Below are 25,268 nucleotides of genomic sequence, written 5' to 3' on the forward strand. Positions count from 1 at the left end.
GGGCGGCCCCGGTCTCGTCGATGTGCGTGAGGTTCAGTCGATTGTCCACGTCTTCAGCCTATCCCCCGCGGGCGCGAAGAGCCTGTCGGACTCGGGTGCGTCGACGGGAGGGAGGAAGACGAGGTGGGTGCTCTCCGCATAGCTGTGGAGCAGGTGGGAACGGGAGCCGCCGACGAAGACGATGCCGTCGTCGGTGAGGCGGGCGCGCCGGACCTGGAGTTTGCTCGCCGGCGGGGTCTCGTCGAGTCCGGCCGCCAGCCGGTGGTGGGCGGCGGGACGGGCGTCGGCTTCGGCATCGAGGCCGAGGAGAGCCGGTCGGAGGAACATCTCGAAGCTGATGAGCGCGCTCACCGGGTTGCCGGGCAGGGCCACCCAGGCCCGTCCGGCCAGCCGACCGCACCCCTGGGGCCCGCCCGGCTGCATGGCGATGGGTTCGAAGACCATTGCCGAGTCCGGGTCGAGGTCCGCGGCGAGCCGGACGACTTCGCGTGCGCCCTTCGAGATCCCGCCGGTGGAGACGACGAGGTCGGCGTCGGTGGCGGCGACGGCCTCAAGGAGCAGACGCGGATCGTCGCGTACGCGCAGCCTCTCGACCTCGGCGCCGAGGCGGAGCAGCCCCGCGGTGAGGGTGACCCCGTTGGCGTCGTGGATGCCGGCGTCGGCACCGTCGGCGACCTCGTCGCCGGTGGAGACGACGAGGATCCGCGGCAGCGTAACGACTTCGAGCTCCCCCACCCCGCAGGCGGCGGCCACGCCGAGGCGGGCGGGAGTGAGCTCGGCACCGGCCCGGAGCACGGTGGTTCCGACCCCGACGTCGCTGCCGCGGCGGCGGACGAAGGCACCGGGCTCGACAGTCTCGGGATCGAGGTCGACGGTGATCTCCGCGGCACCGAAGCGACCCGGCTGCGTCGCCTCGATGGGAACGATCGTGTCCGTGCCCGGCGGCAGCGGGGCGCCGGTCATGATCTCGACGGCGGTGCCCGGGGCGACCGGGCCCCCGTGGACCCCGGCGGCGACCTGGCCGGTGACGGGAATGGGGCCGATGCCGTCTGCGGCTGCCGCGCCGCGCAGCGTGTCAGCGGCGACGGCGAAGCCGTCCATGCTCGAATTGTCGAAGCCGGGGACGTCGATGCCGGTGACGACGTCGGCGGCAAGCCGCCTCGGCACGGTGAGCAGCTCGGACAACGGACGGTTCTCGGTCCCCAGCAGCGGAGAGATCGTCTCACCGACGCGACGACGATGCATGATGGCGCTGGTCATGGGACGATGATAGCGAAGGGAAAGAACAAGGAGGACGAATGCGGAAGGTCAGTCTCCCGACCCCGGTCCTGAGGACTCCCACCCTCGATCCGGGAACGACGTTCACCGAGCACACCGAGGATTCGCTGCTCGACACCTTCGGTCGGCGTGCCCGCGACCTGCGCATCTCGCTCACCGACTTCTGCAATCTCCGCTGCAGCTACTGCATGCCCGCCGAAGGCGTCGAGTTCATGCCCCGCGACGCCGCGATGAGCGCCGAGGAGATCGTCCGCTTCGCCCGCATCGGCGTCGAGCGCTTCGGCGTCGACCAGATCCGGTTCACCGGCGGCGAACCGCTCACCCGCCATGACATCACCGACATCATCGCCGGGGTCGCCGCCCTTCGACCGCGGCCGAACATCGCCCTGACGACGAACGCGATCGGGCTCGACAACCGTGCCGAGCGGCTGCGGGACGCCGGCCTCGACCGGATCAACGTCTCCCTCGACACGATCGACCCCGACACGTTCGCCGAGATCACCCGCCGCCCCTTCCTCGACCGTGTGCTCGCCGGCATCGACGGGGCGAAGGCCGCCGGCCTCGATCCGGTGAAGATCAACGCCGTGCTCCTGCCCGGCCTCAACGACCACCAGGCCCCCGATCTCCTCCAGTGGTGCCTGGAGAACGACCTCTCCCTGCGCTTCATCGAGCAGATGCCCCTCGACGCGGGGCATTCGTGGCAGCGGTCGACGATGATCACAGCCGCCGATGTCTTCGCCCTCCTCGAACCGCGGTTCGCCCTCACCCCCGACTCCCAACCGCGCGGCGGCGCCCCGGCCGAGACGTTCACGGTGGCTTCCCGCGAGGATCCGGAGACGATCCTCGGCAGAGTCGGCATCATCGCCTCGGTCACCCGCCCGTTCTGCGCCGACTGCACGCGCACCCGGCTCACCGCGGAGGGGCGGGTGCGGACCTGTCTGTTCTCCCGCACCGAGGTCGACCTCCTCGCGGCCCTGCGGTCAGGAGCGAGCGACGAGGAGATCGCCAATCTGTGGAAGGGAGCGCACTGGGCGAAGCTCGCCGGGCACGGCATGGACTCCGATGACTTCACCCAGCCGCAGCGACCGATGAGCGCGATCGGAGGATGAGAGCACCCGTGAGCACAGTCAGCGTCCGGTTCTTCGCCGCTGCCCGAGAGGCGTTCGGCACCAGGGAGTCGACCGTCGAGGCGTCGACCCTCGACGACCTCGTCGGCACACTTTCCGCGGGGGCCTCACCCGAGGCGGTCACCGTGCTCTCCCGGTCGTCGTTCCTCGTCAACGCCGTCGCCCGCCGGGACCGCGCCGAGGCGCTGCACGACGGTGACACCGTCGATGTGCTCCCGCCGTTCGCCGGCGGCTGAACAGTCCGCGCCCGCTCAGCCCACCGGCGAGGCGTCGGTGCGTGAGAGATAGGCGAGGTAGCCGCCGGTGACGGTGACGACGTCGAAGCCGCGGCCCCGCAGCTCGGTGGCGGCCCGCGCCGAGCGCACACCCGAGCGGCAGTAGAGGGCGATCCGTCCGGTCTCCACCTCGTCCTCGGACCCGAGGAGTTTGGCGGGGTCGGCGAGCAGGGCCTCCATGGGGATGTGCCGCGCGCCGGCGATAGCACCGGCGGAGACCTCGGCGTCCTCACGGATGTCGATGAGACGATCGCCTGACGCGACCTCGTCCCACCCGATCGCCGCTGCCTCCGTGTCGTCGCTCGGTGCCGGCACCGTGGGTGCGGGTGCACCGACCGGTGCCGCACGGTGTGCGTCGAGGCTCGTCACCGGTGCCCGCTGCGGGTCGCGGGCGACGGGGATCGTCTCCCAGGTCGCGTCGAGGCTGCTGTGAATCGCCACCGCATTGCGCAGCGGGGTCCCGATGCCGGTGAGCACCTTGATCGTCTCCATCGCCATCGCCGAGCCGATGCTTCCGCACAGGGCACCGATGACGCCGGCGGTCGCGCAGTCGGGCACCGACCCCGGTGCGGGCACGTCGGGGAAGAGGTCGCGCAGGGTCGCACCGTGGCGGGCGTCGAAGACGGCGACCTGTCCGTCGAACCCGAGGATCGTCCCCCACACGAGCGGGATGCCGAGGATCTCGCACGCATCGTTGGCGAGATAGCGGGTCGCGAAGTTGTCGCTGCCGTCGACGACGATGTCGGCGCCGGAGAGGATGTCCTCGGCGTTGGCGGCAGTGAGCAGGACGGGATGGGTGACGATCTCGATCGTCGAGTTGAGTCTCTCCAGCCGCTCGGCCGCCGAATCGACCTTGCGCGCACCCACGCCGTCCTCGGAGTGGATGAACTGCCGGTGGAGATTGCTCAGCTCGACGACGTCGGGATCGACGATGTCGAGACGCCCCACACCGGCCGCCGCAAGATAGGTGAGCACGGGGGCACCGAGTCCGCCGGCGCCGATGACGACGACGCGAGCGGCGAGGAGGCGCTTCTGCGCCTCGGCGCCGAATCCCCGCAGGCGGATCTGGCGCGTGTAGCGGGAGAGGTCCATGTCCTCCAGTCTAGAACCCGGGTCCGGTCGGAAGGATGTCGACGGCGTTCCCGTCCTCGATGCCCCCGGGAGCTGGAGGCACCCTGAGGATCGCGTCGGCGGCGGCGAAGTCGCGCAGCCGCGCCCGTGCCGCCGGGACGACACGGCCGTCGACGGCGATGGTCGCTGGCACGAGCGAGACTCCCCGGCGGTGTCCGGGCAGGGACGGCCCCTCGTAGACGGCGCGACGCCAGCAGTGGGCGAGCACGGTGCCGGTGAGCAGGGGCAGGGCGAAGAGGTGGAAGGAGAGGTACGCGCCGGCGGGGGTGCCCGGGAAGTGGAGCAGCGGTGTGCCCGCCCGCTCGCCGTGTCCCTGCGGTCCCCCGGGGCGCTGCCCGAGGCGGAGGAACTGCGAGGACTCCCCCTCCAAGGCGGCACGGACGACCTCGTAGGCACCGGCGCTGATTCCCCCGGTGGTGATGACGAGATCGACTCCAGGCAGGAGACCGTCGAGGACGGCGAGGAACTCTGCCGGGTCGTCGCTGCTCGTCGCCGGCTGTGCGGTGAGACCGTGGGATTCGAGCGCGGCGACGAGCATCGGCAGGTTGGAGTTCGGGATCCGAGGAGCGTCCTCGCCGGGTTGGAGTTCGTCGCCGGTGACGACGAGTCCGACCCGCAGCGGCCGGGTGACCTCGACCGCGTCGATGCCGAGCATCGCGAGGGTCCCGATCCCTGCGGCGCCCAGGCGCTGCCCCCCGAGGGCGACGACGTCGCCTGCCGCGGTGTCCTCCCCGACCGCACGGATGTTCCACCCCGGTCCGTTCGAGTCCGGGAGTCCGGTGACGGTGATCGCCTCCGGGATCGTGCCCGTGCGCTCGGCGTCGGTGAGCTCGACGGGGACGACCGCCTCGGCGGATGCGGGCACCTGGGCACCGGTCATCACCCGCACGGCGCAGCCGCTGGGGATCTCCACCGGAGGGTGCCCGGCCGGGATGTCGCCGCGCACCGGCACCGACTCCCCCGTCCGTGCCCGGTCGAGGGCGAGGGAGTCGAGGGCATATCCGTCCATCGCCGAGGTGGCGAACCCGGGGATCGGGGCGGGCGCGGCGACGTCGCGGGCGAGGATCCGACCGACCGCCTCGGCGAGCGGAACGGTCTCCGCACTCGCGGGCAGGTCCCTGGCGATGAGCCGGGAGTAGTCCTCAGGTTCCACACACGTCCTTTCGTCTCCGATGATCCTAAGACCTGCCCGGGGCGGGTGACGAATGCCCGCCCCGGCCGAATGTCTCCACTAGAGTGGGCGACGTGGACGACGTGACAGACGAGACCGCGGAGCAGAGGTGGAGCGTCGTCTCCCTGCCGGGTCTCTCAGCCGTGCTCATCGCGGTCTCCGCGGTCATCCTCTTCGGCATCGGCACGGATCTGCCCGATCTCAAGGCGTGGGGGTATGCGCCCCTGCTCGCCGGTGTCGGGCTCGCATGGACGACGACGCTGAGCTTCGCCCGCGACCTCACCGTCATCGCGGGGGCGCTCGCCCTCATCTCCGCGATCTCCGTCGAAGCCGACATCTCGTGGGGCAACATCCTGCGCATGGGCCTCGTGCTCTCCGCCGTCGTCGTCATCCCCTTCCTCATCACGCGCTACTGGTTCAAGGAGAAGAGCATCGTCTACCCGCGGCGGCACGGGGTTCCGTGGTCGAAGCTCGAATGGGCGTGGCTGATCTTCGTCGTCGTCGTCGCGTGGGCGGTCCTGCCCCAGTACTTCATCCGCACCGGCGTCTACCTCAACTGGCCGGCGGTGACCGAATGGCATGAGATCCTCCGTCTCTTCATCGGCGTCAACGCCGTCGGACTCTGGGACGAACTCTTCTTCATCTGTACGGTCTTCGCACTCCTGCGTCGGCACTTCGACTTCTGGACGGCGAACGTGCTCATGAGCATCATCTTCGTCTCGTTCCTCTGGGAGCTCGGCTACCGGTCGATCGGCCCGCTGCTGACGATCCCCTTCGCCCTCGTGCAGGCGGTGATCTTCACTCGGACGAAGTCGCTGCCGTACACGGTCACCGTCCACCTCCTCTTCGACGCGATCGTCTTCCTCACGATCGTCTCCGCCCACCACCCCCAAGCGCTGCCGATCTTCATCGGGGTCTGACCGGCCTCAACGACGCCACCGGTTCCGTCCGAAGCCGATGAAGACGAGGACGGCTCCGGCGATCCACCAGAGTCCGGCGGTCATCCCGGTGCGTTCGAGGAGCGGGCCGCCCGTCGTGTGCAGTGTCGCGATGCCGCCGACGGCGACACCCACGCTGGTGCCGAACTGCCGGAACGCGTTGTTGAGACCACCGGCGAGTCCTGGGCGGTTCGGCCAGGCGGCCATGGTCTCACCGACGATGGCGGCGGTCATCAGGCCCGGGCCGATGCCGATCCCGAGCAGACCGGGGATGAGGCCGGGCACGCCGGGCACCCGGCCCAGGGTGAGGAGACCGACCCCGCCGATGAGCAGGCCACTGCAGGCGACGGCGCGGCGGCCGCAACGGGTGACGAGTCTGCCGGAGGCCGGTCCGAGGATGACGAACGGCGCGGTCGCCAGCAGCAGGATCGCTCCTGCGGGGCCGGCTGCGAGGTGCAGCTCGTCCTGGAGGTGGACAGTGACGACCTGGAGCGTTCCATTGGCGCCGCTGGTCATGACCGCGGCGACGATGACCGAGACGACCAATGAGCGCAGACTCTCCGGTCGCCCGCGCTCGTCGGCCGCATCGCCGGCGGGGAGCAGCCGTGCGGTGCCTAAGAGCGCCGTGAGGACGAGAGGCACGTTGACCCAGAACACCGCCCGCCAGTCCAGGGCCGCGACGAGCAGCCCGCCGACAGCTGGACCGATCGCGGTCGCCACCGCACTCACCCCTGACCATATTCCGAGTGCTTTCGCTCGCGGGGCCGGTTCCGCCCACGTGATCGTCAGCGCGGCCAGCCCGGCCGGCAGCATCGCCGCTGCCGCGATGCCCTGCGCGCCGCGGGCAGCGAGCACGGTCCCCCACGACCATCCGATTGCCCCGAGCCCGGAGGCCGTGACGAAGACGACCAGGCCCCAGAAGAGCACGCGGCGCGGCCCGAGGCGATCGACGAGCCACCCGGCCGGGAGCAGCCCGAGCGCGAGCGGCACCGTGTAGGCATCGACGAGGAGCGACCACTGGCTCCTGGGAATGTCGAACGCGCGACCCAGACTGGGTTGGGCGACGTTCATCGACAGCACGTCGAGCAGGACGAGGAACATCGGCACGCACAGCACTGTCAGCAGCAGCGGACTCCCGCTTGTTCCCTGTGTCGGTGGGCATGGCTTCATGGACCCCATCCTCGGACCGGGACCATTCGACGGCGATCGAACGATGGCGGAGGGATACTGGTGGGCATGGAAGCACAGCCCGATCTCGCCGGGGTCGCAGAACTGTTCGCGGATCGCTCTCGCGCCCGGATGCTCATCGAGCTCGTCGACGGCGCCGCGCGACCTGCCGGTCACCTCGCACGGATCGCCGGAGTATCCGCATCGACGGCGAGCTCGCACCTGGCCCGTCTGGAGGCCGCTGAGTTCGTCACCGTCGAGGCGTCCGGGCGGACCCGGCGCTATCGCATCACCGATCTGCGCGTCGTCGCCGCAATCGAAGCTCTGCTTCCGCTCGCGAAGACCGAGCGCCCGGTCGGTCTGGCCGCCGTGGACAGATGGCAGCGACTGCGGGTCGCACGATCATGCTACGACCATCTCGCGGGAGGCCTCGGAATCGACCTGCTCGCAGGTCTCCTCGAACAGGACGCTCTCACCCGCGGCGACGGCGTCGACGGCCCTGCGCCCGCGGCCGCCGATCAGCTGAGCAGCCGGGTCGCGAACGCACCGTACGCGCTGGGTCCTGCCGCCGAGGCGATGTTCGGGCGGATCGGCATCGACCTCGCGCCTCTCCATGCTCGGCGGCGACCGTTGATCCGGGTGTGCATGGACTGGTCGGAACAGCGCCACCACCTCGCCGGGGGACTCGGAGCCGAGATCATGACCCGCATGATCGGCCTGGGCTGGGTCGCCCGACGAGCCGGCAGACGAGACCTCCGTGTCCTCGCACCCGAGGCGATCGCGAACTGGCTCACCGAAGCGCCCGCGCACCCCCACGCACCGAACTGAGAACGCCGCCCTCCCGGAGATCCGGGAGGGCGGCGTCGGACGAACGCTATGCGGTTCGCTGAGTCAGCGGATGCCGCGCAGGGCCTTGAGCATCGGCTTCGTCAGCGTCAGCGCAAGGAGTCCGAGGACGACAGACGTGCCGCCGATCGACGTCCAGTAGGGAACCTGGTTCGCGGGATCGAAGTAACCGCCGAGGACACCCGAGAGCGCGGTGCCGACACCGGAGGCGAGGAAGAAGACCGCGATCATCTGCGACTGGAACACCTTCGGGGCGACCTTCGTCGAGAACGACAGGCCCACCGGGGAGATGAGCAGCTCACCGAGGACGAAGACGATGAGGATGAGCACGACCCAGAGCAGCGGCGTCGAGTTCGCCGGCGCATCCGAGAACGGCAGGAACATGAGGAAGCCGATGCCGATGAGGATGAGCGAGAGTCCGGCCTTGATCGGCGTCGAGGGCTGCCGGGTGCCGAGCTTCATCCACAGCGACGCGAGCACCGGGGCGAGCACGATGACGAAGAACGCCGGGATGAGCTGGATCCAGTTGATCGGCATCTCCCAGCCGAAGATCGAACGGTTGAGCTGACCGTCGGAGTAGACGGTGAGCACTCCGAAGATCTGCTGGTACATCGACCAGAACACGACACATGTGAGGAAGAACGGGATGAAGGCGAGGACACGCGAGCGCTCGTCGGCGTTCGTCTGCGGCGAGGTGCACATGACGATGACGTAGCACGCAGCGGCTCCGGCGGAGATGCCGGCGATCCACCAGTCGAGGTTCTCCGGGGTGATGAGGCCGGTCATCCACAGCAGCGCTGCGAGGACGACGGCGGCGACGACGGCGAGGACGAAGAGGTAGACCTTCGACTTCGGCAGCGGATTGACCGCGACCCGCGACTCGGCGGGGAGGTTCTTCCGGCCGGTCGCGTAGATGATGAGACCGAGGGCCATGCCGACGGCGGCTGCGCCGAAGCCGTAGTGGAAGCCGATGTTCTGCTGGAGGAGACCGGTGATGAGCGGTCCGAGCAGGGCGCCGATGTTGACGCCCATGTAGAAGATCGTGAAGCCGGCGTCACGACGCGGGTCCTTCTCCTCGTAGAGCTCTCCGACAAGCGCCGAGGCGTTGGCCTTGAGTCCACCCGAACCGAGTGCGACGAGGATGAGGCCCACGGCGACGCCGCCGAAGCCGGGAACGAGCGCGAGGGCGATGTGACCGGCCATGATGATGATGGCCGAGGAGAAGAGGACCTTCTCCGCCCCGAGCAGGCGGTCGGCGACCCACGCGCCGAGGATCGTGGCGAGGAAGACGGCACCGCCGTAGGCGCCGACGATGCCGACCGCTGTGGCCTGCGGAAGACCGAGTCCGCCATCGGTGACCTTGAAGTACAGGTACAGGGCCAGGATGCCGTTCATGCCGTAGTAGGAGAAGCGCTCCCACAGTTCGAGGCTGAAGAGCTGCATGAGCGGCAGCGGGTGTCCGAAGAACCGCGTATCGCTCGAGACGACCTCAGTCGTCCTTGTGCTAGAAGACATATCGTGCTTTCCGTTGTGTCATGTCATCACGCATTCTGAGGCGTGATTCACTCTGAACAGTCGGTCATCCTACTCCCACGACATGGCTCAGAGCACACTTCGGCCACTCTGGGACACGGCGTCCCAACAAGCGGAATCTAAGTGTGAACCACGTCTCGTTTCCGGGTCCGGAAGCGCACGAGGAGGTTGGCCAGACCCGCGCTGAGGACGACGAGGGCGGCAGCGATGGGGACGATGATGGCCGTCTCCGTTCCGGCCTCCTCGGCGAGGATTCCGCCGACCGCGGAGGCCACGGACTGGCCGACGATGATCGCGGACCCAGCCATCGACATCACGGTCGCCGAACGGCCGCGGGGACTGCGCTCGGCGGCGAGGCTGAAGAGGGTGACGAGCGTGGGACCGATCGCCGTGCCCATGAGGAGGAGGCCGACGACGACGGCGGGCATCGACGTCGAGACGGCGAGGACGATCGTGCCGGCGAGCAGGAGCGGGGCGAAGCAGAGCCAGCGTGCCCAGAGGGCGAAGCGCGGGGAGAAGAGGGCGACGGAGATCGCGAGGAGCGCCGAGCCGATGCCGAGCACGCCGTAGACGAGTCCCGCCTGTTCGGGCCGGCCGAGATCGTTCATGAGCGAGGTGAGCGAGGTCAGGGTCGACCCGAAGACGAGGCCGATGCCGAAGACGCCGGCGATGACGACGACGATGCCCGAGGTGAAGAGCCCGCGCACGGGTCCCTTGGCGCCTGCGCGGTTCCGGCCGTTCGCCGCGAGACGACCGCTGGGGTGGAGGGCGAAGCCGGAGACGAAGACGACGGTCATGACGACCGCACCGATGATCGGTGCCACGGGAGAGAACCCTGTGGCGAGGAGCCCGACGATGAAGGGACCGAAGACGAAGACCACCTCGTCGGCGGCTGACTCGTAGGCCATGGTGCCGTTGAGGACCTTCGCCTGCCGTCCGCCGGGCAGGCGGGCGAGGATGATGTCGACGAGGCGGGAGCGCGACATCGGCGAGACCTGTGGGGCGGTGGCGCCGATCGCGAAGGAGGCGATGAGGACGACGGCGTCGGGAAGCGGTGAGAAGACGACCCACGCGAGGAAGATCAGGGCGAGGCTGTTGAGGGTGCCGACGACGAGGAGGACGGGGCGCTGCCCCCACCGGTCGGCGGCGGCGCCGATGAAGGAGCCGAAGATCGCGGTGCCGAGCCCGACCATGGCGGAGTTGAGCCCGCCGAGGCTCAGCGATTCGCGACCGGCGACGACGAGGGTGAGGACGCCGACGACGACCATCGCATAGGGCAGACGGGCGAGGAAGGCGAGCGGGAAGTAGCCGAGGCCCACCGCGGAGAGGAGGGTGGGCGATGAGGCCGGGCCCGCGGAGTCGGGCGGACCTGCGGATTCGGCGGGGCCCGAGGTCGGGGCCGGGAGACCTGCGGTCGGGGACTGCGGTCGGAGCGGATCGGTGTGCGGCATGGCAATCGTCATTTCTGCCTCGCCCCATCGGCGAGGATCGGTGCCGCCGTGGTGGACTGCTGCACAGCACTCGGTAGATGCACGTCGAAGTGGGGTTCGCCCACCACCCTACCCGGTGACGGCCGCCATGGGGCATTGATCTCTGTCACGGAAACCTGTCACGGACCCCTGTCACAGAAACGGTCGGTCCGGACACGGGTTTCCCACGCCCGACTCAGAAAGGACGCAGACCAGTCTGCGAGGATACGAGCATGAACTTCCTCTTCCGAGTCGGCATCAATGCGTTCGCGATCTGGGTTGCCGCATGGATCCTTCCCGGCGTCGCCATCGAAGGCAACAGCGTCGTCGAGGAGCAGACCGGACCGATCGCCGCGACGATCGTCTCCTACCTCGTCATCGGCCTCATCTTCGGACTCGCCAACGCGTTCATCAAACCCATCCTCAGCGTCCTCTCCGCCCCGATCACGTGCCTGACCCTGGGCCTGTTCTCGATCGTCATCAACGCCGCGATGCTCGCCCTGACAAGCTGGCTGAGCGGGTTCACGCCCTTCGTCTTCACGATCGACTCGTTCTTCTTCCAGGCGATCCTCGCAGCGATCATCGTCTCGATCGTCTCCGCACTGCTCGGGTGGCTCGCCCCGGACAGCAGCCGCGACCGCGACTGAATGCCGGGGTCCGGCTCTCAATGCCGGGGTCCGCTCTCTACGGCATGTAGACTGATGGCCGATCGACCATCACCCGTTCCACCGCTCGGAGGAGAATATGTCCAACCCTGTCGCGCAGAGAAGCCAGAGCAAGGCGAACTTCGCAGACGTCGTCGTCTTCATCGTCGCCTTCGCGCTCTTCATCTTCACCATCTACCTCTTCGGCGCGGCCTTCTCCTCCCCCGCGGGCACGGAGTTCTGGGTCTTCTGGGCCGGTCTCCTCGTCGCGGCGGTGGCCTTCATGCTGCCGATGATCTACCACTGGATCGTCGACCGCCGGTCCTGACCCGGCTCCCCGACTGCGCGACTGACCGCGCCGTGGCTCGTCCGCGGCGCGGTCAGTCGCGTTCGCGGGCGAATCCCTCGATCGCCGAGGCGGCCTCATCGGGGCGCTCGTAGTGCACGAGGTGCCCCACCCCGGGAAGTTCGACGAAGCGGACATCGGGCAGGCCTGCAACGACCCCGCGGGTGACCTCGATCGGGGCGATCGCGTCGCTGTCGCCGGCGATGACGAGCAGCGGCATCGTCAGGGAGTCGGCCACCTCGGTGACGGTGTGTGCGACGGAGACATCGAAGGCCTCGGCCAGGGACGCCCGGTCGCTGAAGGTGGAGAAGTACCTCGCGTGCTGGTCGTGGATGTAGCGGCGCAGACCGCGATCCCGGGTCGTCGCCATGACCTCGCTCATCAGCCGCACGATGAGCGGATGGCCGAGCAGGGCGCGCCCCGCCGATTCGGGCAGGCGCGCCCCGAGAGCGTAGTAGAGGCGGGTGAGCGCGGTGAGCACGCGCGCCGACCCCTCGAGAGCCGGCGAGGTGATCGGATTGATGAGGACGAGCTCGTCGACCGTCGTCGGCCGCCTCGCCGCGAGGTGGGAGACGAGGATCGAACCGAAGGAGTGCCCGACGACGATCGGGCGCGCACCCCAGCGGTCGGCCGCCTCGGCGATGAGGGCCTCGAGGTGATCGAGATAGGACTCGAGGCTCAGGCCGTCCTTGAGGGGCGGATTCTCCCCGAACCCCGGCAGATCGGGGACGATGACGGTGCGCTGCCGCATCGCTGCCGCGATCCGGTCGAGTCCGTGGTGGTCGCCGCGGAAGCCGTGGACGATGAGGACCGGTCGACCGGCCCCCCGTCCGGGGTGGACCCACACGGGTGTGGGGTGACCGGCGACGTCGAGGTCGAGCCTGTGGGCTGGCTCCACGCTCAGCGCTGCTCGCCCTCGGCTGCCTGAGTGTCGCCGTCGGCACGGGCCGAGGTGTCGGCTCCGGTGGCGTCGTCGGCGCGGGAGAGCGTGCGGCGCGGGATGACGACGACGGGCACCGGCAGGACGCGCAGCAGACGGCGCGCGCGGGCTCCGATGAAGACGCGACCGTGTCCCAGGCGGGACGAGCCGATGAAGGCGAGCTCGCCGGAGATCCATTCGACGCTTTCGGCCGCCTCCTCGATGTCGGCGCCCCCCTCGGAGACGACGGTGGCCCGGCCTGAGGCGAAGAGGTCGGAGGCTCGGGCAGCGAGCACTGCTCCCCCGTACTCCTCGGCGAACTCCGTGACCTCGGCGATCTCGTCCTCGGCCATGCCGTCGTTCTCGATGAGCGCGACGAGGCGGAGGTCGACGTCGAAGGCGGTGGCGGCCTCGATCGCCGAGCCGATGAGAGCGGCGGCGCCGGGACGGGCACCGAAGAGCGTCGTGATCCGGGAGACCGGACCGATGTCGGAGCGCCCGGCCGGCGCGAGGACGACGGGCACCTCCGAGGAGTGCAGCAGCGAGGTCGCCACGGTGCCGATGCGGAACTGGCGCATGAGCGTCGTCGCCCTGGCGCCGATGACGATCGCCACCGCTCCTTCGTCGGAGGCGACCTCCATGAGGCCCTTCGACTCGTTCGATGCGGTGTGGATGACCCCGCGGGCAGCGATGTCGTCGGGGATGAGGGCCAGCGCCTCTTCGAGCCACTCGTCGAGCTGCTGGGCGACGATGCCGGTCCCGTCCTTGGGGATCGATCCGGCGGCGTGGAAGGTCGAGGACTCCGGGCGGATGATCGTGACGACGAGCTCGATCTCGACGGACCGGGCGATGGAGATCGCCAGGGAGATGGCGTCCCGACCCCGATCGGTGGCGATGTATCCGACGACCAGGCGCGGAACGGATGCAGCTGACTCTGTCATGGACTTCTCCCGGTTCGTAGCGACTCTCCAGGTGATTCTACGTGGTCAGGAGGCCATCCTGCCGGGATGCCCGGGCGGGGAAGACGACGCACCCCGGCCAGACGCCGCGGACACCGCGACGACGGGTCCCGATCGGAACCCCTGTGCGGGTGAATCCGCATTCGGAAAAGAAAAGTTCAGAAATTATGACCAGAAGTCACACGAATTGCTCAGCCTGTGATAAATTCGACAGTGCAATTACGGATTCGCACCCACAGACAATTGCACAGTTCCACGAATGGGCTCCGACGCGGCCCATCGACGATCCACGACCCTGAAAGGAGTGCAGCACAATGAATCTCTTCGACATCGCATTCACGGACCTTCGCACAGGCAACCGTGCGCTCGCTGCCTGCTGGGTCGGCGGACTGGGACTCGACGGCTGATCACAGCCGTGTGACACCTCCTTCTCCGCCGGCAGACTGAACACCGGCGCTTTCCTCTGCGCTTCGACCGCATCGGCCTCACAGCAGATCGCCGAGCCCGTCCGCGCATCCGAGTTCAGCTCAGCACGCATTTCCCACCACTGTTCTGCGCATTTGTGCGCCCTCGGAGCAGTGTTCGCCATTTCCGTCTTCCGGGGATTCCCCCTGCCCGAAAAACACAAAGGAACAATTGTGTCCACTACATTCGCATTCACATTTCCCAGACGTGTGGCCCTGTCCACCGGTCTCCGTCTCGTCGCCTGGGCGAGACGACCCGAGGCCGACGCGACGCAGGCGTCCCGTGCCGCACTCAACCGCCGCATCGCCGAGCTCAGCGCCCAGGCCCGTCGTGAGGAGCTCGAGGCACGGCGCAACCGCGACCTCGACCTCTTCGTCGCGCAGAGGCCGATCGCCTGAGCCGTGCACCACTGTGCCGAGCGTCACTTCCCGTCGATTTGGCGTGTGGCCCCCGCCTGAGTAATATTGATCAGGCAAGCGGGGGTATGGCGCAGTTGGTAGCGCGTCTCCATGGCATGGAGAAGGTCAGGGGTTCGAATCCCCTTACCTCCACCGCAGGGCGAAGGCCCCGGACCGATCGGTCCGGGGCCTTCGTCGTTCTCGCAGGTCAGTGCCGCAGCGCAGCGTGCTCGTCCGGGTGAGTCGCGGCAAAACGTTCTCTCCCGGGTGAGTCGCGGCACAGCTCCGAGGCAACCGCTCGGTGTCGATCCGCATGGTACGGATCGATCCATGCCATGCGGATTCAGACCGCGCGGTCGTCACCGGCGGGCCGTCACTCCTTCGAGGTCGAGCAGCGTGCGCTTGCGCTCCTCTCCCCACGCGTAGCCGGTGAGCGCGCCGCTGGCGCCGATGACCCGATGGCAGGGCACGATGATGCTGATCGGATTCCTCCCATTCGCCGCACCGACCGCCCGCGAGGCCCTGGGACGGTCGATCCACCTGGCGAGTTCGCCGTAGCCGGCCGTGGTGCCGAACGGGATCGTCGTCAGCGCCTCCCACACCTGCAGCTGGAAGTCGGTGCCTGACGGGGCAAGAGGCAGCTCGAATGTCGTCCGCTGTCCGGCGAAGTACTCCCCCAGCTGCGCAGACGCCGAGACGAGGACGGGAAGGTCGGGACTCTCGACCGCCTCGGCGACGGTGCGCAGAGAGAGCCTCTCAAGGACGGCCTCGAAGCCGTCGAGGTAGACCCCGGTGAGATGCTCGTCGTCGGCGGTGAGGAGGATCTCCCCGACGGGTGAGTCGATGGCGGTGAAGTGCAGGACGTCGGTGTTCGGTGCGGAGAAGCGCATGGCGGTTCCTCTCTGGGATGTCGCGGCTGGGATGGTCTGGTCTGGTGAGGTCGGCGCTGGGCCGGTGGGTGTGGTCATCAGCGGTGCACCGATCCCGCGTGGGCTGCCCACAGCAGGTGGGTGAGGTAGGACCGCCACGGTCGGGCAGCCGCGAGCTGCCCGTCGGTGAGCGGCACCGGGAGGGCATCGAGGGCCTTCCTCACTCCGAGGTCGGAGGCGAGGAGGACATCGGGGTCGCCGAGTGCGCGCATCCGGATGTAGCCGACACTCCACGGTCCGATCCCTGGCAGGGCGAGCAGAGCTCGGGCCGCCTCATCCCGGTCGGTGCCCGGACCGAGGTCGATGGTCCCGTCCGCGAGCGCTCGCGCCAATGTCCGCAGGGTCGCGATCCGTCGCCGAGGCAGCGCCCAGTCATCATCGGTCAGCTCGGTGATCGCCTCGGGGGTGGGGAAGATCCGGTCGACGGTGCCGCAGCGCAGCTCCTCGGGCAGGCCCTCCCCTGCGATCTCGACGAGTCGGCGCAGGTGGGTCTGGGCGGCGCGCACGGAGATCTGCTGCCCGAGGACGGTGCGGATGGCGAGTTCGACGGGTTCCCCGTGCCCGGGCGAGCGGATGCCCGGGATTGGGCCGACGAGGTCGCCGAGCCCGGCGTCGGTGAGGGTCGAGTGCACCGCGGCAGGGTCGGCATCGAGGTCGAGGATGCGTCGCGCCCGCGCCACGGCCGCCCCGAGGTCCCGGGTGTCGGTCAGGCGCAGTCGGCAGGTGACGAAGTCGCCGTCGCCGGGGGTGAGCGTGATGACGGCGGGCCCGTGGGCGAGGCGCAGCGAACGACTGTAGTGATGGGCACCGACGTCCTCGACTCCGGGGATCTCGCGCAGCCCGAGGTAGGCGAAGAGGTGGTCGAGGTCGATGGGGGCACGGTAGGCCAGACGTACCGCGAGGTCGTCGGCGCGGGCGGGAGCCGCACCCGTGCGCAGCCGACCCGGGGCCATGCCGTACGTGTCCTTGAACGTGTCGTTGAACTGTCGGATGCTCGAGAATCCCGAGGCGAAGGCGACCTCGCTCATCGTCATCCCCGTCGATTCGACGAGGGTCCGGGCAGTGCGCACTCGTTCGCTGCGGGCCAGGGCCAGGGGGCCGGCACCGAGTTCGGCGTGGAGGACGCGTCCGAGTTGGCGGCTGCTGTAGCCGAGCGCCGAGGCGAGGCCGGAGACCCCGGCGCGGTCGACGAGACCGTCGCGGATGAGGCGAAACGCCCGGGCGCTGACATCGGCGCGGACGTCCCAGTCCGGGGAACCGGGGCTGACATCGGGACGGCAGCGCTTACATGCCCGATACCCTGCTTCGACCGCGGCCGCAGCCGTCGGAAAGAAGTCGACGTTCTCCCGCAGCGGGGTGCGTGCCGGACACGAGGGTCGGCAGAAGATCCGGGTCGTCGCCACGGCGGTGAAGAACATTCCGTCGAAGCGCCGGTCGCGTCCGGTCACCGCCTGATAGCACTGGTCCGAAGTGAGCATACGGCTATTCTGCTCCTCCCAGGAGACCAGTGCTAGCGGTTTTCGGACATCGCAGTTGAGGGGACCATCCGCGGGACGAGCCAGACGAGGACAGCCATGACGACGAGTTCGACGAGGGTCTGCGTGACGACGGCGGCCGTGCCGGGTCCCTCACGATCGACGGCGCGGACGAGCGGAAGCACGACGAGGGAGTTGCGGGTCACCCCGGTGAAGACGAGCGCTCGCCTCTCTCCTCCGTCGGCGAGCACCACCCGGCCGATGGCCCACCCGAGGCCGACCATGACGGCTGCGAAGAGGACGCAGGCGAGGACCGCCGGTCCGAGGTCGGGCAGGTACGGCAGGACGGTGCGCACCTCGGCGGCGGCGATGACGATGAGCGTGAGGAGCATGACCGGCATCATCACGTGCTCGCTGACGCTCAGGGTGCGTCGGGCAACGGCCGAGCGGCGGGCGAGCAGACGGAGGACGAGCGCGGCGAGAAGGGGGACGACGATGAAGGTGACGAGGGCTGCGAGGAACGGGCCCGGGGTGATGAGCACGGTCGCACGCTCACCGATGATGAGGCGCAGCCAGACCGGAAGGAGGACGATCTGGACGACCATGAGAACGGGGGTGAGCGCGAGCAGGCGTGCGCTTGCGCCGCCGGCGAGGCCGGTGAAGACGATGACGTAGTCGATGCACGGGGCGAGGAGGACGATGAGGACGGCGACGACGATCGTGCTCGGCAGCGGGATCGCCCAGTGAAGGCCCGCGACGACGAGGGGGACGAGGACGAAGTTGAGTACGAGGACGGTGACGGCGAAGCGTCCCCCACCGCGCCTCCCGCTGAGCCGTTCGAGCGGGATCTCGGTGAACGTCGTGACGAGGAGGACGACCAGGGCCGGTGTGACGAGGACTGAAGCCGCCTCGCCGGCGCCGGGAACGAGCCTGCCGAGCAGCACGCCGATGACGATGGCACCGAGACAGGCCGGCGCCGTATGCCGGGTCAGCCACTCCGAGACGGCAGCCGCGCCGGTGCTCATGCGACGATCCGCGCGCGATCGGCTGGGCGCGGATCGGGCATCGCCTGTGCATCCTCCCACGCCGCGGCCAGGCGGGGGGCGACGTCGGCAAGCTCCGCCTCGGCGACGGTGAAGGGCACGCGGATCCAGCGGTCGAGACCACCGGCGGGGGCGAAGTTCGGCCCTGAGGCGAGCGTGAGCCCATGCGCGAGCGCAGCGGAGACGAGGGCTCCGGAGCGCTCCTCGGGCAGGCGCACCCACAGGGCCATGCCCCCGGACGGGACGACGACGTGCCAGCTCGGCAGGAGCGCCCGGAGGTCGTCGACGAGTCGGTCACGGGCGACGGCGAGGCGGGCGCGCATCTGCGTGAGGATCGCGTCGTCGGCGCCGAGCAGCTCTGCGGCGACGAGCTGTTCGAGCACCGGTGCCCCGAGGTCGAGGGTGAGGCGCACGGCCGCGGCGTCGTCCATTCGGGACGCGGGCACCCGCATCCAGCCGATGCGCAGGCCGCCCCAGAAGACCTTGCTCATGCTCCCCACGGAGATCGCGTCGGGCGCGAATGCACCGAGTGGGGTCTGCGGCGGTGTCCCGTCGAGTCCGAGGTCGACGAGGGATTCGTCGATGACAGGCACGACGGAGGAGCGGGTGAGTTCTTCGGCGAGCTCGGCGCGCTGGTCGCTCGGCATGAGGGCACCGGTGGGGTTGTGGAAGTCGGGGATGAGATAGGCGGCGCGCACGCGTCCCTCGCGCATCGTCTGCCCCATCGCCGCGACGTCCCAGTGGTGTCCCGCCTCGGTGATCTCGAGCGGATAGGGCACGATGCGGGCGCCGGCGGCGGCGATCGTCGCGATCGCATTCGGGTAGCTCGGACTCTCGACGAGCACGCCGCCGCTGCCGTTGAGCAGCGCGCGGATGCCGATGGCGGCACCACCGAGCGCCCCGGAGGTGATGAGGATGTCGTCGGGACGGGTGGGCAGGCCGCGGCGGGTGTACCGGTCGGCGATGAGTTCGCGCAGCTGCGGGATCCCCGAGGGGTAGTACCCCGTGCCGGGAAGGTACGCGTGGAGCTGGGCGAGCGCCCGCTCGTAGGCGTCGAGGAGTCCGATCGGGGCGACGGTGGCGGTGCACGTGAGGTCGATCCCGTCGGCGGCGGGACCAGTCGGTGAGAGGAGGTGATCGATCCTGCCGCCGGGCACCTGCGGCAGTTCGACGAGACTGCCCGAACCGCGGCGGGTGCGCACGTAGCCGAGTTCGCGCAGCTGCGCATAGGCCCGCGTCGACGTCGTCCGCGACAGGCCGAGCGCCGCGGCGAGCTCCCGTTCGCTCGGCAGGCGCACGCCGACGGGAACGCGGCCGTCGGTGATGGCGTGGGCGATCGTCCCGGCCAGGGAGTCGTAGGCCGGGGCGGGCCACGGACCCGTGCCGATGATGGCTGCGAGTCGTCGGGCGCTCATCGTCGTCATGGAACCACTTTCCTGCAATTGGCTCTTTTTCGCAATGCCAATCCGGTCCATGATGGGGTGACGAGACCACAGACCCCACCGAAAGAGCACTCCATGCCCACGACTCCACCGCAGCGCCGGGAACTGGCGAACGCCGGTCCCCTCGAACAGCTCCGAGGCGGCCGACTCCCCCGCCGGCTTCTCCAGCTCGTCGTCGGCCTCTACCTCTACGGCGCGTCGATGGCGATGGTCGTCGTCTCCGGTCTCGGCATGATCCCCTGGGACGTCCTCCACTCGGGGATCCTCCGCCACGTCCCGCTCACCTTCGGCACGATCATCACGATCACCTCGGTGCTCGTCCTCCTCGCCTGGATCCCGCTGCGACAGCAGCCAGGGCTCGGCACCGTGCTCAATGCGCTGAGCATCGGTCCCGCGCTCGACCTCACGCTCCTCTTCCTCCCCCGCCCCGAGGCGCTGGGGTGGAACATCGTCCTCCTCGTCGCAGGGGTCGTCCTCAACGGCGTCGCCTCGGCGATGTACATCGGGGCTCAGCTCGGGCCCGGACCCCGCGACGGCCTCATGACCGGCCTCTCCCGCGTCACGGGACGCTCGATCCGCCTCGTGCGCACACTCATCGAGGTCACCGTCGTCGCCGTCGGTTGGGCGCTCGGCGGAGTCGTCGGCATCGGCACCGCCCTCTACGCCGTGAGCATCGGACCGATCACCCAGGCACTGCTGCCCTTCTTCACCGTCGCACTCCGCCCCCGCCGCACGGCCTCGCCCGACGAGTGAACGGCCCCGGCCGGGTGCCCGTTGCGGGCACCCGGCCGGTCGCCGTCGTCATCGGGCACGCACGGTGCCGATGAGCCTCATTCCATCGTGTCGAGGATGACGACGAGGTCGTCGAAGGTTGTCAGCGGATTGACGATCGCAAACCGCGCATTCGGCTTGCCCTTGTGCGAGCTGGGCACGACGAAGGCCCGCTGCTCTTCGAGAAGCCGGTCCGACCACGCATCGTAGTCCGCGCGCTCCCAGCCGACGCGTTCGAAGACGACGACCGAGAGCTCGGGGTCGCGGACGAGGCGGAGGTTGGGCCGCTTCCTGATCTCGGTGCTGATCTCGCGGGCAAGCTCGATCGAATGGCTGATCGCCGCCCGGTAGGTCTCCGCCCCATAGCTGGCCAGGGAGAACCACAGCGGCAGGCCGCGGGGCCGGCGGGTGAGCTGGATCGCATAGTCCGAGGGGCTCCACTCGTCGGATTCGGTGAGCGTGTCGAGGTACTCGGCGTGCTGGGTGTGGGCGCGGCGCCCGTTGCGCGGGTCGCGGTAGATGAGCGCACAGGCATCGAAGGGGGCGAAGAGCCACTTGTGCGGGTCGACGATGACCGAGTCGGCATCCTCGACGCCGGCGAACTTGTGCTTGGCCAGCGGGGAGAGCATCGCCGCGAGGCCGTAGGCGCCGTCGATGTGGAGCCAGAAGTCGAACTCCTTCTTCAAGGCGGCGATGCCCGCGATGTCGTCGATCGTCCCGAAGTTCGTCGTGCCCGAGGTCGCGACGACGGCGATGACGGCGTCGCCGTGCTCCTCGAGGGCCGCACGCACCCCGTCGGGGCGGAGGATGCCGTCGTCGTCGGTGGGAACGGGCGCGACGTCGACGTCCATGACGGCGGCGGCCGAGGCCACGGAGGAATGCGCCTCGGCGCTGCAGACGATGACCCAGCGGCCGGGGCGCTTGTCCCCGAGTTTCGCCTTCTGGGCCTCACGGGCGGCGACGAGGGCGGAGAGATTGCCGATCGTCCCGCCCTGGACGAAGACGCCGCCCGCGGTCTTCGGCAGACCGAACTCGGCGGCGAGCCACGAGAGGACCTCGTTCTCGGCGTGGACGACTCCGGCGCCCTCGAGCCACGATCCGCCGTAGAGGGCGCTGGCGGAGACGACGAGGTCGAAGGCGACGGCGGCCTTCGTCGGTGCGCTGGGGATGAAGGAGAGGTACTTCGGGTGGTCGGTGGTGATGCAGGCGGGAGCGAAGATGTGCTCGAAGATCGCCAGCGCCCGCGCCGATCCCACGCCCTCCTCGCTGATCGTCGGACCGGCGAGGCGGGTGAGCTCGGAATCCTTCATCGGATGGTCGAGCGGGGTGTCGACGGACAGGGTCCGGCGTCGGGAGTAGTCGAGGACGAGGTTGACGAGGTTCTGGGTCTCATCGGAGACGACGTGCATGCGGGAGTGGAGATCGGTGTCCATGGGTGCCTCCGAGGGTGAGTGCGTGGTGTTCATCCGTTCGAGGATATCCGCTGCGGGAGGTCGGCGGGGCGAACGCAACCCGGAACGACCGACCACCGGACCGCGACCGCCCGGCGATTCCCGAATCCACCGATCGCAAGTTCTGACTTCTCATCACATATGCTTGCGATTCCCGCAGGGGCTCGGGTAGGTTCGGAGCATGGCCGCCACGATCGCCGCTCGAGCACGGGAGTCCGTCGCCGAGAGCGGACTGTCGCAGCGTCATCTCGCTCGAGTCATCGGCATCGACGAGACGAAGCTGTCGAAGTCGCTCTCGGGTCGGCGCAGGTTCACCGCCGAAGAGCTCCTCGGCCTCGCCACGGCGACCGGGGTGACGGTGCGCTGGCTGCTCGGAGACGAATCGACGGTCTCGGCCGTGCCGACCGGGCTGCGCGACGCGGCCCCGGCCGCCGCAGTCGATCCGGATTCGCCGCGGCGTCTCATCGTCGAAACCGCCTGGGATCTCTTCGCCCGCCGCGGCTACGACGCGGTGCGCATCGCCGACATCGCCGAGGCGGCCGGGGTCTCGAGCGCGGCCGTGCACTACCACTTCGACGGCAAGTCCGAGCTCTTCGACGCCACCCTCGAGTTCTCGGTCAAGCTCGCCTTCGACCGGCAGGTCGCGTGGCTCGATGAGATCGTCTCCCCCAGGCGTCGCCTCGAGCGGCTCCTCGAGCTGCAGTCCCCGATCGGTCCCCGCGCCCGCAGCGAGTGGTCGATCTGGATCCAGACGTGGAGCCGCCTCGCCGTCGAGGATCCCGACGAATCGGCCTATCCGGCCGGCTACGACCGGTGGTCGCGCACGGTGCGGGCGACGATCGAGGACGGCCAGGCCCGCGGAGTGTTCCGTCCCGGAGACTCCGGACCGATGACCGACGAGCTCACCTCCGTCCTCGACGGACTCGGCATCAAGGTCGTCACCGGGATCATGGACGTCCCGACGTTCCGTGACCGTCTCGAGGACTACGTGCAGCGGGCGATCATCGCGCCCGACACAACCGATCCATCCACCGACTGACGAGGAGTCATCATGAATCGCAAGGTCATCCTCACGTGCGCCGTCACCGGCGCCGGCGACACGACGGGCAAGAGCGAGCACGTCCCGGTCACCCCCGAGGAGATCGCCGCCGATGCGATCGCCGCCGCCCGCGCGGGCGCCTCGGTCGTCCACATCCACGTCCGCGACCTCGAGACCAAGCAGGGCTCGCGGGAGGTCGCCTACTACCGGGAGGTCGTCCGCCTCATCCGCGCCTCCGACGTCGACCCGGTCATCAACCTCACCGCCGGCATGGGCGGTGACCTCGTCATCGACCCGCAGGATCCGACGACGCACATGCCCGGCACCGATCTCGTCAATGCCCTCGAGCGTCTCCCCCATGTCGAGGAGCTGCTGCCGGAGATCTGCACCCTCGACTGCGGTTCGCTCAACTTCGGTGAGGGCTCGAATCTCTACGTCTCGACCCCCGACATGCTTCGCGAGGGGTCGAAGAAGATCCAGACCCTCGGCGTCCGCCCCGAGCTCGAGATCTTCGACACCGGCAACCTCTGGTTCGCCAACGTCCTCGTCGAGGAGGGGCTCATCGATCCGCCGCCGCTCTACCAGCTGTGCATGGGCATCCCCTACGGCGCCCCGGTCGATGCCGGCCTCCTCCAGGCGATGGTCCATCTCCTGCCGAAGGGGGCCGAGTTCACGTCGTTCGCGATCGGACGCAACCAGCTTCCGTGGGTCGCGCAGTCCGTCCTCGCCGGCGGTCACGCCCGCGTCGGCCTCGAGGACAACCTCTACATCTCCAAGGGCGTCAAGGCGACGAACGAGGCGCTCACCGACCGTGCCGTCTCGATCATCGAGGACCTCGGGGCCGAGGTCGCCACCCCCGCCGAGGCGCGCGAGATCCTCGATCTCCGTGTGCAGACCCCGACCGCGAAGGGAGCCGATCTGTGACTGACACCTACTTCCCCGACCCAGGCTCCGTCCGCACGATCACGTGCATCGGGGCGGGCACGATCGGCGGCGGGTGGGCCGCGTACTTCCTCGCCCGCGGCTTCACTGTCAAGGTGTGGGACCCCGACCCGAACGCCGGGGTCAGGCTCACCCAGCTCATCGACGCCGCCTGGCCCGCCCTGGCCGAACTCGATATGGTCGACGGCGCCGACAAGGCGGCATGGACGATCCACACCGACCTCGCCGAGGCGCTGGCGGGCACCGACTTCGTCCAGGAGTCGGCCCCGGAGAACCTCGACCTTAAACGGCAGCTGCTCGCCGACATCGATGCCCTCACCCCCGCCTCGGTGGTCGTCGGATCCTCGACATCGGGGTACGCGATGACGGAGATGGCCACCGAGGTGGCCCGCCCCGAACGCTTCGTCGTCGGGCATCCGTTCAATCCGCCCTACCTCATCCCCCTCGTCGAGGTGGTCGGCGGTGAGGCGACCGCGCCCGCGGCCGTCGACTGGGCAGCGGAGTTCTACGACCTCATCGGGAAGTCCGTCATCCGCATGGACCGTGAGGTGCCGGGGTTCATCGCCAACCGCCTCCAGGAGGCGCAGTGGCGCGAGGCCCTGCACATGGTCGCAGCCGGTGAGGCGAGCGTCGAGCAGATCGACCGGTCGATCACGGACGGACCCGGCCTGCGCTGGCCGTTCCACGGGCCGATGCTCACCTTCCACCTCGCCGGCGGGCCCGGCGGGATGGGGCACATGCTCGACCACTTCGGGCCCTCGCTCAAGTCCCCGTGGACGAGGCTCGAGGCCCCCGAGCTGACGACGAATCTGCGCGACGCCGTCGTCGCCGGGTGCGAGGACGAGGCCGACCAGCGGTCGATCGCCGATCTCGTCGCCGAACGCGATGCCGGCATCGTCGCCCTGCGGAGGCTCACCGCGGACAGGCCGACGTCGGCTGCTCCGGATGCACCAGACGTTCCGGAGCCTCCGGAGTCGGCCGCCGCCTCGGCGACCGAAGCGGTCAGTGCCTCGACGGCGGAAGCTGCCACGGCTTCGGCGACAGCGACTGCTCGGGGTCGGCAGCTCGCCGACTATTCGACGCCGGTGCGTGAGGAGTGGATCGACTACAACGGGCACCTCTCCGAGGCGTACTACGTCCTCGTCTTCGGCTTCGCGACCGATCAGGTCATGGACGAGCTCGGCCTCGACGCCGCCTATCGTAAGGCGAGCGGCTGCTCCCTCTACACCGTCGAGTCGCATATCCGCTACCTCGACGAGGTCTCGCTCGGGGCGACGCTGACTGTGCGCCCACAGCTCGTCTCGGCGGGGGCGAAGAAGCTTCATCTCGCCTACGAGATGCTCGTCGACGACCGGGTCGTCGCGACCGAGGAGATCCTCGCCCTCCACGTCGACCAGAACGCGGACCGGGCCGTCGGGTTCCCGACTGAGATCGCCGGTCGCATCGCCGAGGTGGCCCGCTCCACCCCGGAATGGAGCGGGCGCAGCGTCGGCTGACCGGTGACGGCGTT

24 protein-coding genes and 1 tRNA gene are annotated in these 25,268 nt (G+C 69.3%); 12 read left to right on the top strand and 13 right to left on the bottom strand.

Features of this window, described 5'->3' with window-relative positions:
- Positions 1–33 precede the first annotated feature (33 nt).
- Positions 34–1,260, bottom strand: coding sequence for a molybdopterin molybdotransferase MoeA (locus tag BC102111_RS06180; RefSeq protein WP_101623821.1), 1,227 nt, complete (start codon positions 1,258–1,260; stop codon positions 34–36).
- A 38-nt stretch (positions 1,261–1,298) separates the two neighbouring features.
- On the opposite strand from BC102111_RS06180, the gene moaA reads away from it, so the two are divergent.
- Together moaA and BC102111_RS06190 are read left to right on the top strand one after the other, a co-directional pair.
- Positions 1,299–2,387, top strand: a complete 1,089-nt coding sequence (gene moaA / locus BC102111_RS06185) for a GTP 3',8-cyclase MoaA (protein ID WP_101623822.1) — start codon at positions 1,299–1,301, stop codon at positions 2,385–2,387.
- Between the two features lie 8 nt (positions 2,388–2,395).
- On the top strand, positions 2,396–2,641 hold the full coding sequence (locus BC102111_RS06190; RefSeq protein ID WP_101623823.1) for a MoaD/ThiS family protein: 246 nt from the start codon (positions 2,396–2,398) through the stop codon (positions 2,639–2,641).
- Positions 2,642–2,656: 15 nt separating this feature from the next.
- Here BC102111_RS06190 and BC102111_RS06195 read toward each other — a convergent pair whose 3' ends face one another.
- Both BC102111_RS06195 and BC102111_RS06200 read right to left on the bottom strand, forming a co-directional pair.
- Complete coding sequence (locus BC102111_RS06195) at positions 2,657–3,772, bottom strand: ThiF family adenylyltransferase (protein WP_101623824.1); 1,116 nt, start codon at positions 3,770–3,772, stop codon at positions 2,657–2,659.
- Positions 3,773–3,782: 10 nt separating this feature from the next.
- On the bottom strand, positions 3,783–4,964 hold the full coding sequence (locus tag BC102111_RS06200) for a molybdopterin molybdotransferase MoeA (protein WP_101623825.1): 1,182 nt from the start codon (positions 4,962–4,964) through the stop codon (positions 3,783–3,785).
- A 92-nt stretch (positions 4,965–5,056) separates the two neighbouring features.
- On the opposite strand from BC102111_RS06200, the gene BC102111_RS06205 reads away from it, so the two are divergent.
- On the top strand, positions 5,057–5,902 hold the full coding sequence (locus BC102111_RS06205; protein WP_101623898.1) for a CPBP family intramembrane glutamic endopeptidase: 846 nt from the start codon (positions 5,057–5,059) through the stop codon (positions 5,900–5,902).
- A gap of 6 nt (positions 5,903–5,908) precedes the next feature.
- On the opposite strand, the gene BC102111_RS06210 is transcribed toward BC102111_RS06205, so the two are convergent.
- Entirely contained in the window at positions 5,909–7,021 is a 1,113-nt protein-coding gene (locus BC102111_RS06210) for an MFS transporter (RefSeq protein ID WP_232252804.1), read from the bottom strand.
- A gap of 135 nt (positions 7,022–7,156) precedes the next feature.
- Between BC102111_RS06210 and BC102111_RS06215 the strand changes: the two genes are divergently transcribed.
- On the top strand, positions 7,157–7,915 hold the full coding sequence (locus tag BC102111_RS06215) for an ArsR/SmtB family transcription factor (protein WP_101623827.1): 759 nt from the start codon (positions 7,157–7,159) through the stop codon (positions 7,913–7,915).
- 63 nt (positions 7,916–7,978) lie between these two features.
- Here the strand turns inward: BC102111_RS06215 and BC102111_RS06220 are convergent, their stop codons facing one another.
- Together BC102111_RS06220 and BC102111_RS06225 are read right to left on the bottom strand one after the other, a co-directional pair.
- On the bottom strand, positions 7,979–9,448 hold the full coding sequence (locus BC102111_RS06220) for a peptide MFS transporter (RefSeq protein WP_063250630.1): 1,470 nt from the start codon (positions 9,446–9,448) through the stop codon (positions 7,979–7,981).
- A gap of 137 nt (positions 9,449–9,585) precedes the next feature.
- Positions 9,586–10,917 (bottom strand): MFS transporter, encoded by a 1,332-nt coding sequence (locus BC102111_RS06225; RefSeq protein WP_101623828.1) that lies wholly within the window; start codon positions 10,915–10,917, stop codon positions 9,586–9,588.
- Between the two features lie 251 nt (positions 10,918–11,168).
- Here BC102111_RS06225 and BC102111_RS06230 point away from each other — a divergent pair, with 251 nt between their 5' ends.
- Together BC102111_RS06230 and BC102111_RS06235 are read left to right on the top strand one after the other, a co-directional pair.
- Positions 11,169–11,582 (top strand): phage holin family protein, encoded by a 414-nt coding sequence (locus BC102111_RS06230; RefSeq protein WP_063250628.1) that lies wholly within the window; start codon positions 11,169–11,171, stop codon positions 11,580–11,582.
- A gap of 97 nt (positions 11,583–11,679) precedes the next feature.
- Entirely contained in the window at positions 11,680–11,907 is a 228-nt protein-coding gene (locus BC102111_RS06235) for a hypothetical protein (RefSeq protein ID WP_101623829.1), read from the top strand.
- A 52-nt stretch (positions 11,908–11,959) separates the two neighbouring features.
- On the opposite strand, the gene BC102111_RS06240 is transcribed toward BC102111_RS06235, so the two are convergent.
- Both BC102111_RS06240 and BC102111_RS06245 read right to left on the bottom strand, forming a co-directional pair.
- On the bottom strand, positions 11,960–12,823 hold the full coding sequence (locus tag BC102111_RS06240; RefSeq protein WP_101623830.1) for an alpha/beta fold hydrolase: 864 nt from the start codon (positions 12,821–12,823) through the stop codon (positions 11,960–11,962).
- Between the two features lie 2 nt (positions 12,824–12,825).
- A complete protein-coding gene (locus tag BC102111_RS06245; protein WP_101623831.1) occupies positions 12,826–13,785 on the bottom strand; it encodes a universal stress protein in 960 nt (319 codons plus the stop codon).
- 692 nt (positions 13,786–14,477) lie between these two features.
- Between BC102111_RS06245 and BC102111_RS06250 the strand changes: the two genes are divergently transcribed.
- Both BC102111_RS06250 and BC102111_RS06255 read left to right on the top strand, forming a co-directional pair.
- Positions 14,478–14,666 carry a hypothetical protein gene (locus tag BC102111_RS06250; RefSeq protein WP_101623832.1) on the top strand — a complete coding sequence of 63 codons (189 nt, stop codon included), beginning with the start codon at positions 14,478–14,480 and terminating at the stop codon, positions 14,664–14,666.
- A gap of 80 nt (positions 14,667–14,746) precedes the next feature.
- Positions 14,747–14,819 (top strand) — tRNA-Ala (locus BC102111_RS06255).
- A 206-nt stretch (positions 14,820–15,025) separates the two neighbouring features.
- Here the strand turns inward: BC102111_RS06255 and BC102111_RS06260 are convergent.
- The 4 genes from BC102111_RS06260 to yczR form a co-directional block, all read right to left on the bottom strand.
- Entirely contained in the window at positions 15,026–15,556 is a 531-nt protein-coding gene (locus BC102111_RS06260) for a methylated-DNA--[protein]-cysteine S-methyltransferase (RefSeq protein ID WP_095375883.1), read from the bottom strand.
- A 77-nt stretch (positions 15,557–15,633) separates the two neighbouring features.
- Positions 15,634–17,073, bottom strand: a complete 1,440-nt coding sequence (locus tag BC102111_RS06265; RefSeq protein WP_095375882.1) for an Ada metal-binding domain-containing protein — start codon at positions 17,071–17,073, stop codon at positions 15,634–15,636.
- Positions 17,074–17,105: 32 nt separating this feature from the next.
- Positions 17,106–18,095: an arsenic resistance protein gene (locus BC102111_RS06270; RefSeq protein ID WP_101623833.1), complete on the bottom strand. Its 990-nt coding sequence runs from the start codon at positions 18,093–18,095 to the stop codon at positions 17,106–17,108.
- Positions 18,092–19,537, bottom strand: a complete 1,446-nt coding sequence (gene yczR / locus BC102111_RS06275) for a MocR-like transcription factor YczR (RefSeq protein WP_232252581.1) — start codon at positions 19,535–19,537, stop codon at positions 18,092–18,094. The genes BC102111_RS06270 and yczR overlap by 4 nt, the downstream gene beginning before the upstream one ends.
- Before the next feature lie 93 nt (positions 19,538–19,630).
- On the opposite strand from yczR, the gene yczE reads away from it, so the two are divergent.
- Positions 19,631–20,308 (top strand): membrane protein YczE, encoded by a 678-nt coding sequence (gene yczE, locus BC102111_RS06280; protein ID WP_009375518.1) that lies wholly within the window; start codon positions 19,631–19,633, stop codon positions 20,306–20,308.
- Between the two features lie 77 nt (positions 20,309–20,385).
- On the opposite strand, the gene BC102111_RS06285 is transcribed toward yczE, so the two are convergent.
- On the bottom strand, positions 20,386–21,759 hold the full coding sequence (locus BC102111_RS06285) for a pyridoxal phosphate-dependent decarboxylase family protein (protein ID WP_101623834.1): 1,374 nt from the start codon (positions 21,757–21,759) through the stop codon (positions 20,386–20,388).
- 199 nt (positions 21,760–21,958) lie between these two features.
- Between BC102111_RS06285 and BC102111_RS06290 the strand changes: the two genes are divergently transcribed.
- From BC102111_RS06290 to BC102111_RS06300, 3 genes are read left to right on the top strand one after another with little or no spacing between them, the layout of a single operon-like run.
- Entirely contained in the window at positions 21,959–22,816 is an 858-nt protein-coding gene (locus BC102111_RS06290) for a TetR family transcriptional regulator (protein ID WP_095375879.1), read from the top strand.
- A gap of 12 nt (positions 22,817–22,828) precedes the next feature.
- Entirely contained in the window at positions 22,829–23,740 is a 912-nt protein-coding gene (locus BC102111_RS06295; protein WP_009375510.1) for a beta-keto acid cleavage family enzyme, read from the top strand.
- Positions 23,737–25,254 carry a 3-hydroxyacyl-CoA dehydrogenase NAD-binding domain-containing protein gene (locus BC102111_RS06300; RefSeq protein WP_101623835.1) on the top strand — a complete coding sequence of 506 codons (1,518 nt, stop codon included), beginning with the start codon at positions 23,737–23,739 and terminating at the stop codon, positions 25,252–25,254. Before BC102111_RS06295 ends, BC102111_RS06300 begins: the two co-directional genes overlap by 4 nt.
- Positions 25,255–25,268 lie beyond the last annotated feature (14 nt).

This window comes from Brevibacterium casei CIP 102111 (assembly GCF_900169275.1).
In the GTDB taxonomy this organism is placed as follows: domain Bacteria; phylum Actinomycetota; class Actinomycetes; order Actinomycetales; family Brevibacteriaceae; genus Brevibacterium; species Brevibacterium casei.

Excerpts from the sequence above, each read along its gene's own strand:
- BC102111_RS06180 (WP_101623821.1), bottom strand. The coding sequence starts at position 1,260 with ATGACCAGCGCCATCATGCATCGTCGTCGCGTCGGTGAGACGATCTCT.
- moaA (WP_101623822.1), top strand. The coding sequence starts at position 1,299 with ATGCGGAAGGTCAGTCTCCCGACCCCGGTCCTGAGGACTCCCACCCTC.
- BC102111_RS06195 (WP_101623824.1), bottom strand. The coding sequence starts at position 3,772 with ATGGACCTCTCCCGCTACACGCGCCAGATCCGCCTGCGGGGATTCGGC.
- BC102111_RS06210 (WP_232252804.1), bottom strand. The coding sequence starts at position 7,021 with ATGTTCCTCGTCCTGCTCGACGTGCTGTCGATGAACGTCGCCCAACCC.
- BC102111_RS06215 (WP_101623827.1), top strand. The coding sequence starts at position 7,157 with ATGGAAGCACAGCCCGATCTCGCCGGGGTCGCAGAACTGTTCGCGGAT.
- BC102111_RS06220 (WP_063250630.1), bottom strand. The coding sequence starts at position 9,448 with ATGTCTTCTAGCACAAGGACGACTGAGGTCGTCTCGAGCGATACGCGG.
- BC102111_RS06225 (WP_101623828.1), bottom strand. The coding sequence starts at position 10,917 with ATGCCGCACACCGATCCGCTCCGACCGCAGTCCCCGACCGCAGGTCTC.
- BC102111_RS06230 (WP_063250628.1), top strand. The coding sequence starts at position 11,169 with ATGAACTTCCTCTTCCGAGTCGGCATCAATGCGTTCGCGATCTGGGTT.
- BC102111_RS06235 (WP_101623829.1), top strand. The coding sequence starts at position 11,680 with ATGTCCAACCCTGTCGCGCAGAGAAGCCAGAGCAAGGCGAACTTCGCA.
- BC102111_RS06245 (WP_101623831.1), bottom strand. The coding sequence starts at position 13,785 with ATGACAGAGTCAGCTGCATCCGTTCCGCGCCTGGTCGTCGGATACATC.
- BC102111_RS06260 (WP_095375883.1), bottom strand. The coding sequence starts at position 15,556 with ATGCGCTTCTCCGCACCGAACACCGACGTCCTGCACTTCACCGCCATC.
- BC102111_RS06265 (WP_095375882.1), bottom strand. The coding sequence starts at position 17,073 with ATGCTCACTTCGGACCAGTGCTATCAGGCGGTGACCGGACGCGACCGG.
- BC102111_RS06270 (WP_101623833.1), bottom strand. The coding sequence starts at position 18,095 with ATGAGCACCGGCGCGGCTGCCGTCTCGGAGTGGCTGACCCGGCATACG.
- yczR (WP_232252581.1), bottom strand. The coding sequence starts at position 19,537 with ATGACGACGATGAGCGCCCGACGACTCGCAGCCATCATCGGCACGGGT.
- yczE (WP_009375518.1), top strand. The coding sequence starts at position 19,631 with ATGCCCACGACTCCACCGCAGCGCCGGGAACTGGCGAACGCCGGTCCC.
- BC102111_RS06285 (WP_101623834.1), bottom strand. The coding sequence starts at position 21,759 with ATGGACACCGATCTCCACTCCCGCATGCACGTCGTCTCCGATGAGACC.
- BC102111_RS06290 (WP_095375879.1), top strand. The coding sequence starts at position 21,959 with ATGGCCGCCACGATCGCCGCTCGAGCACGGGAGTCCGTCGCCGAGAGC.
- BC102111_RS06295 (WP_009375510.1), top strand. The coding sequence starts at position 22,829 with ATGAATCGCAAGGTCATCCTCACGTGCGCCGTCACCGGCGCCGGCGAC.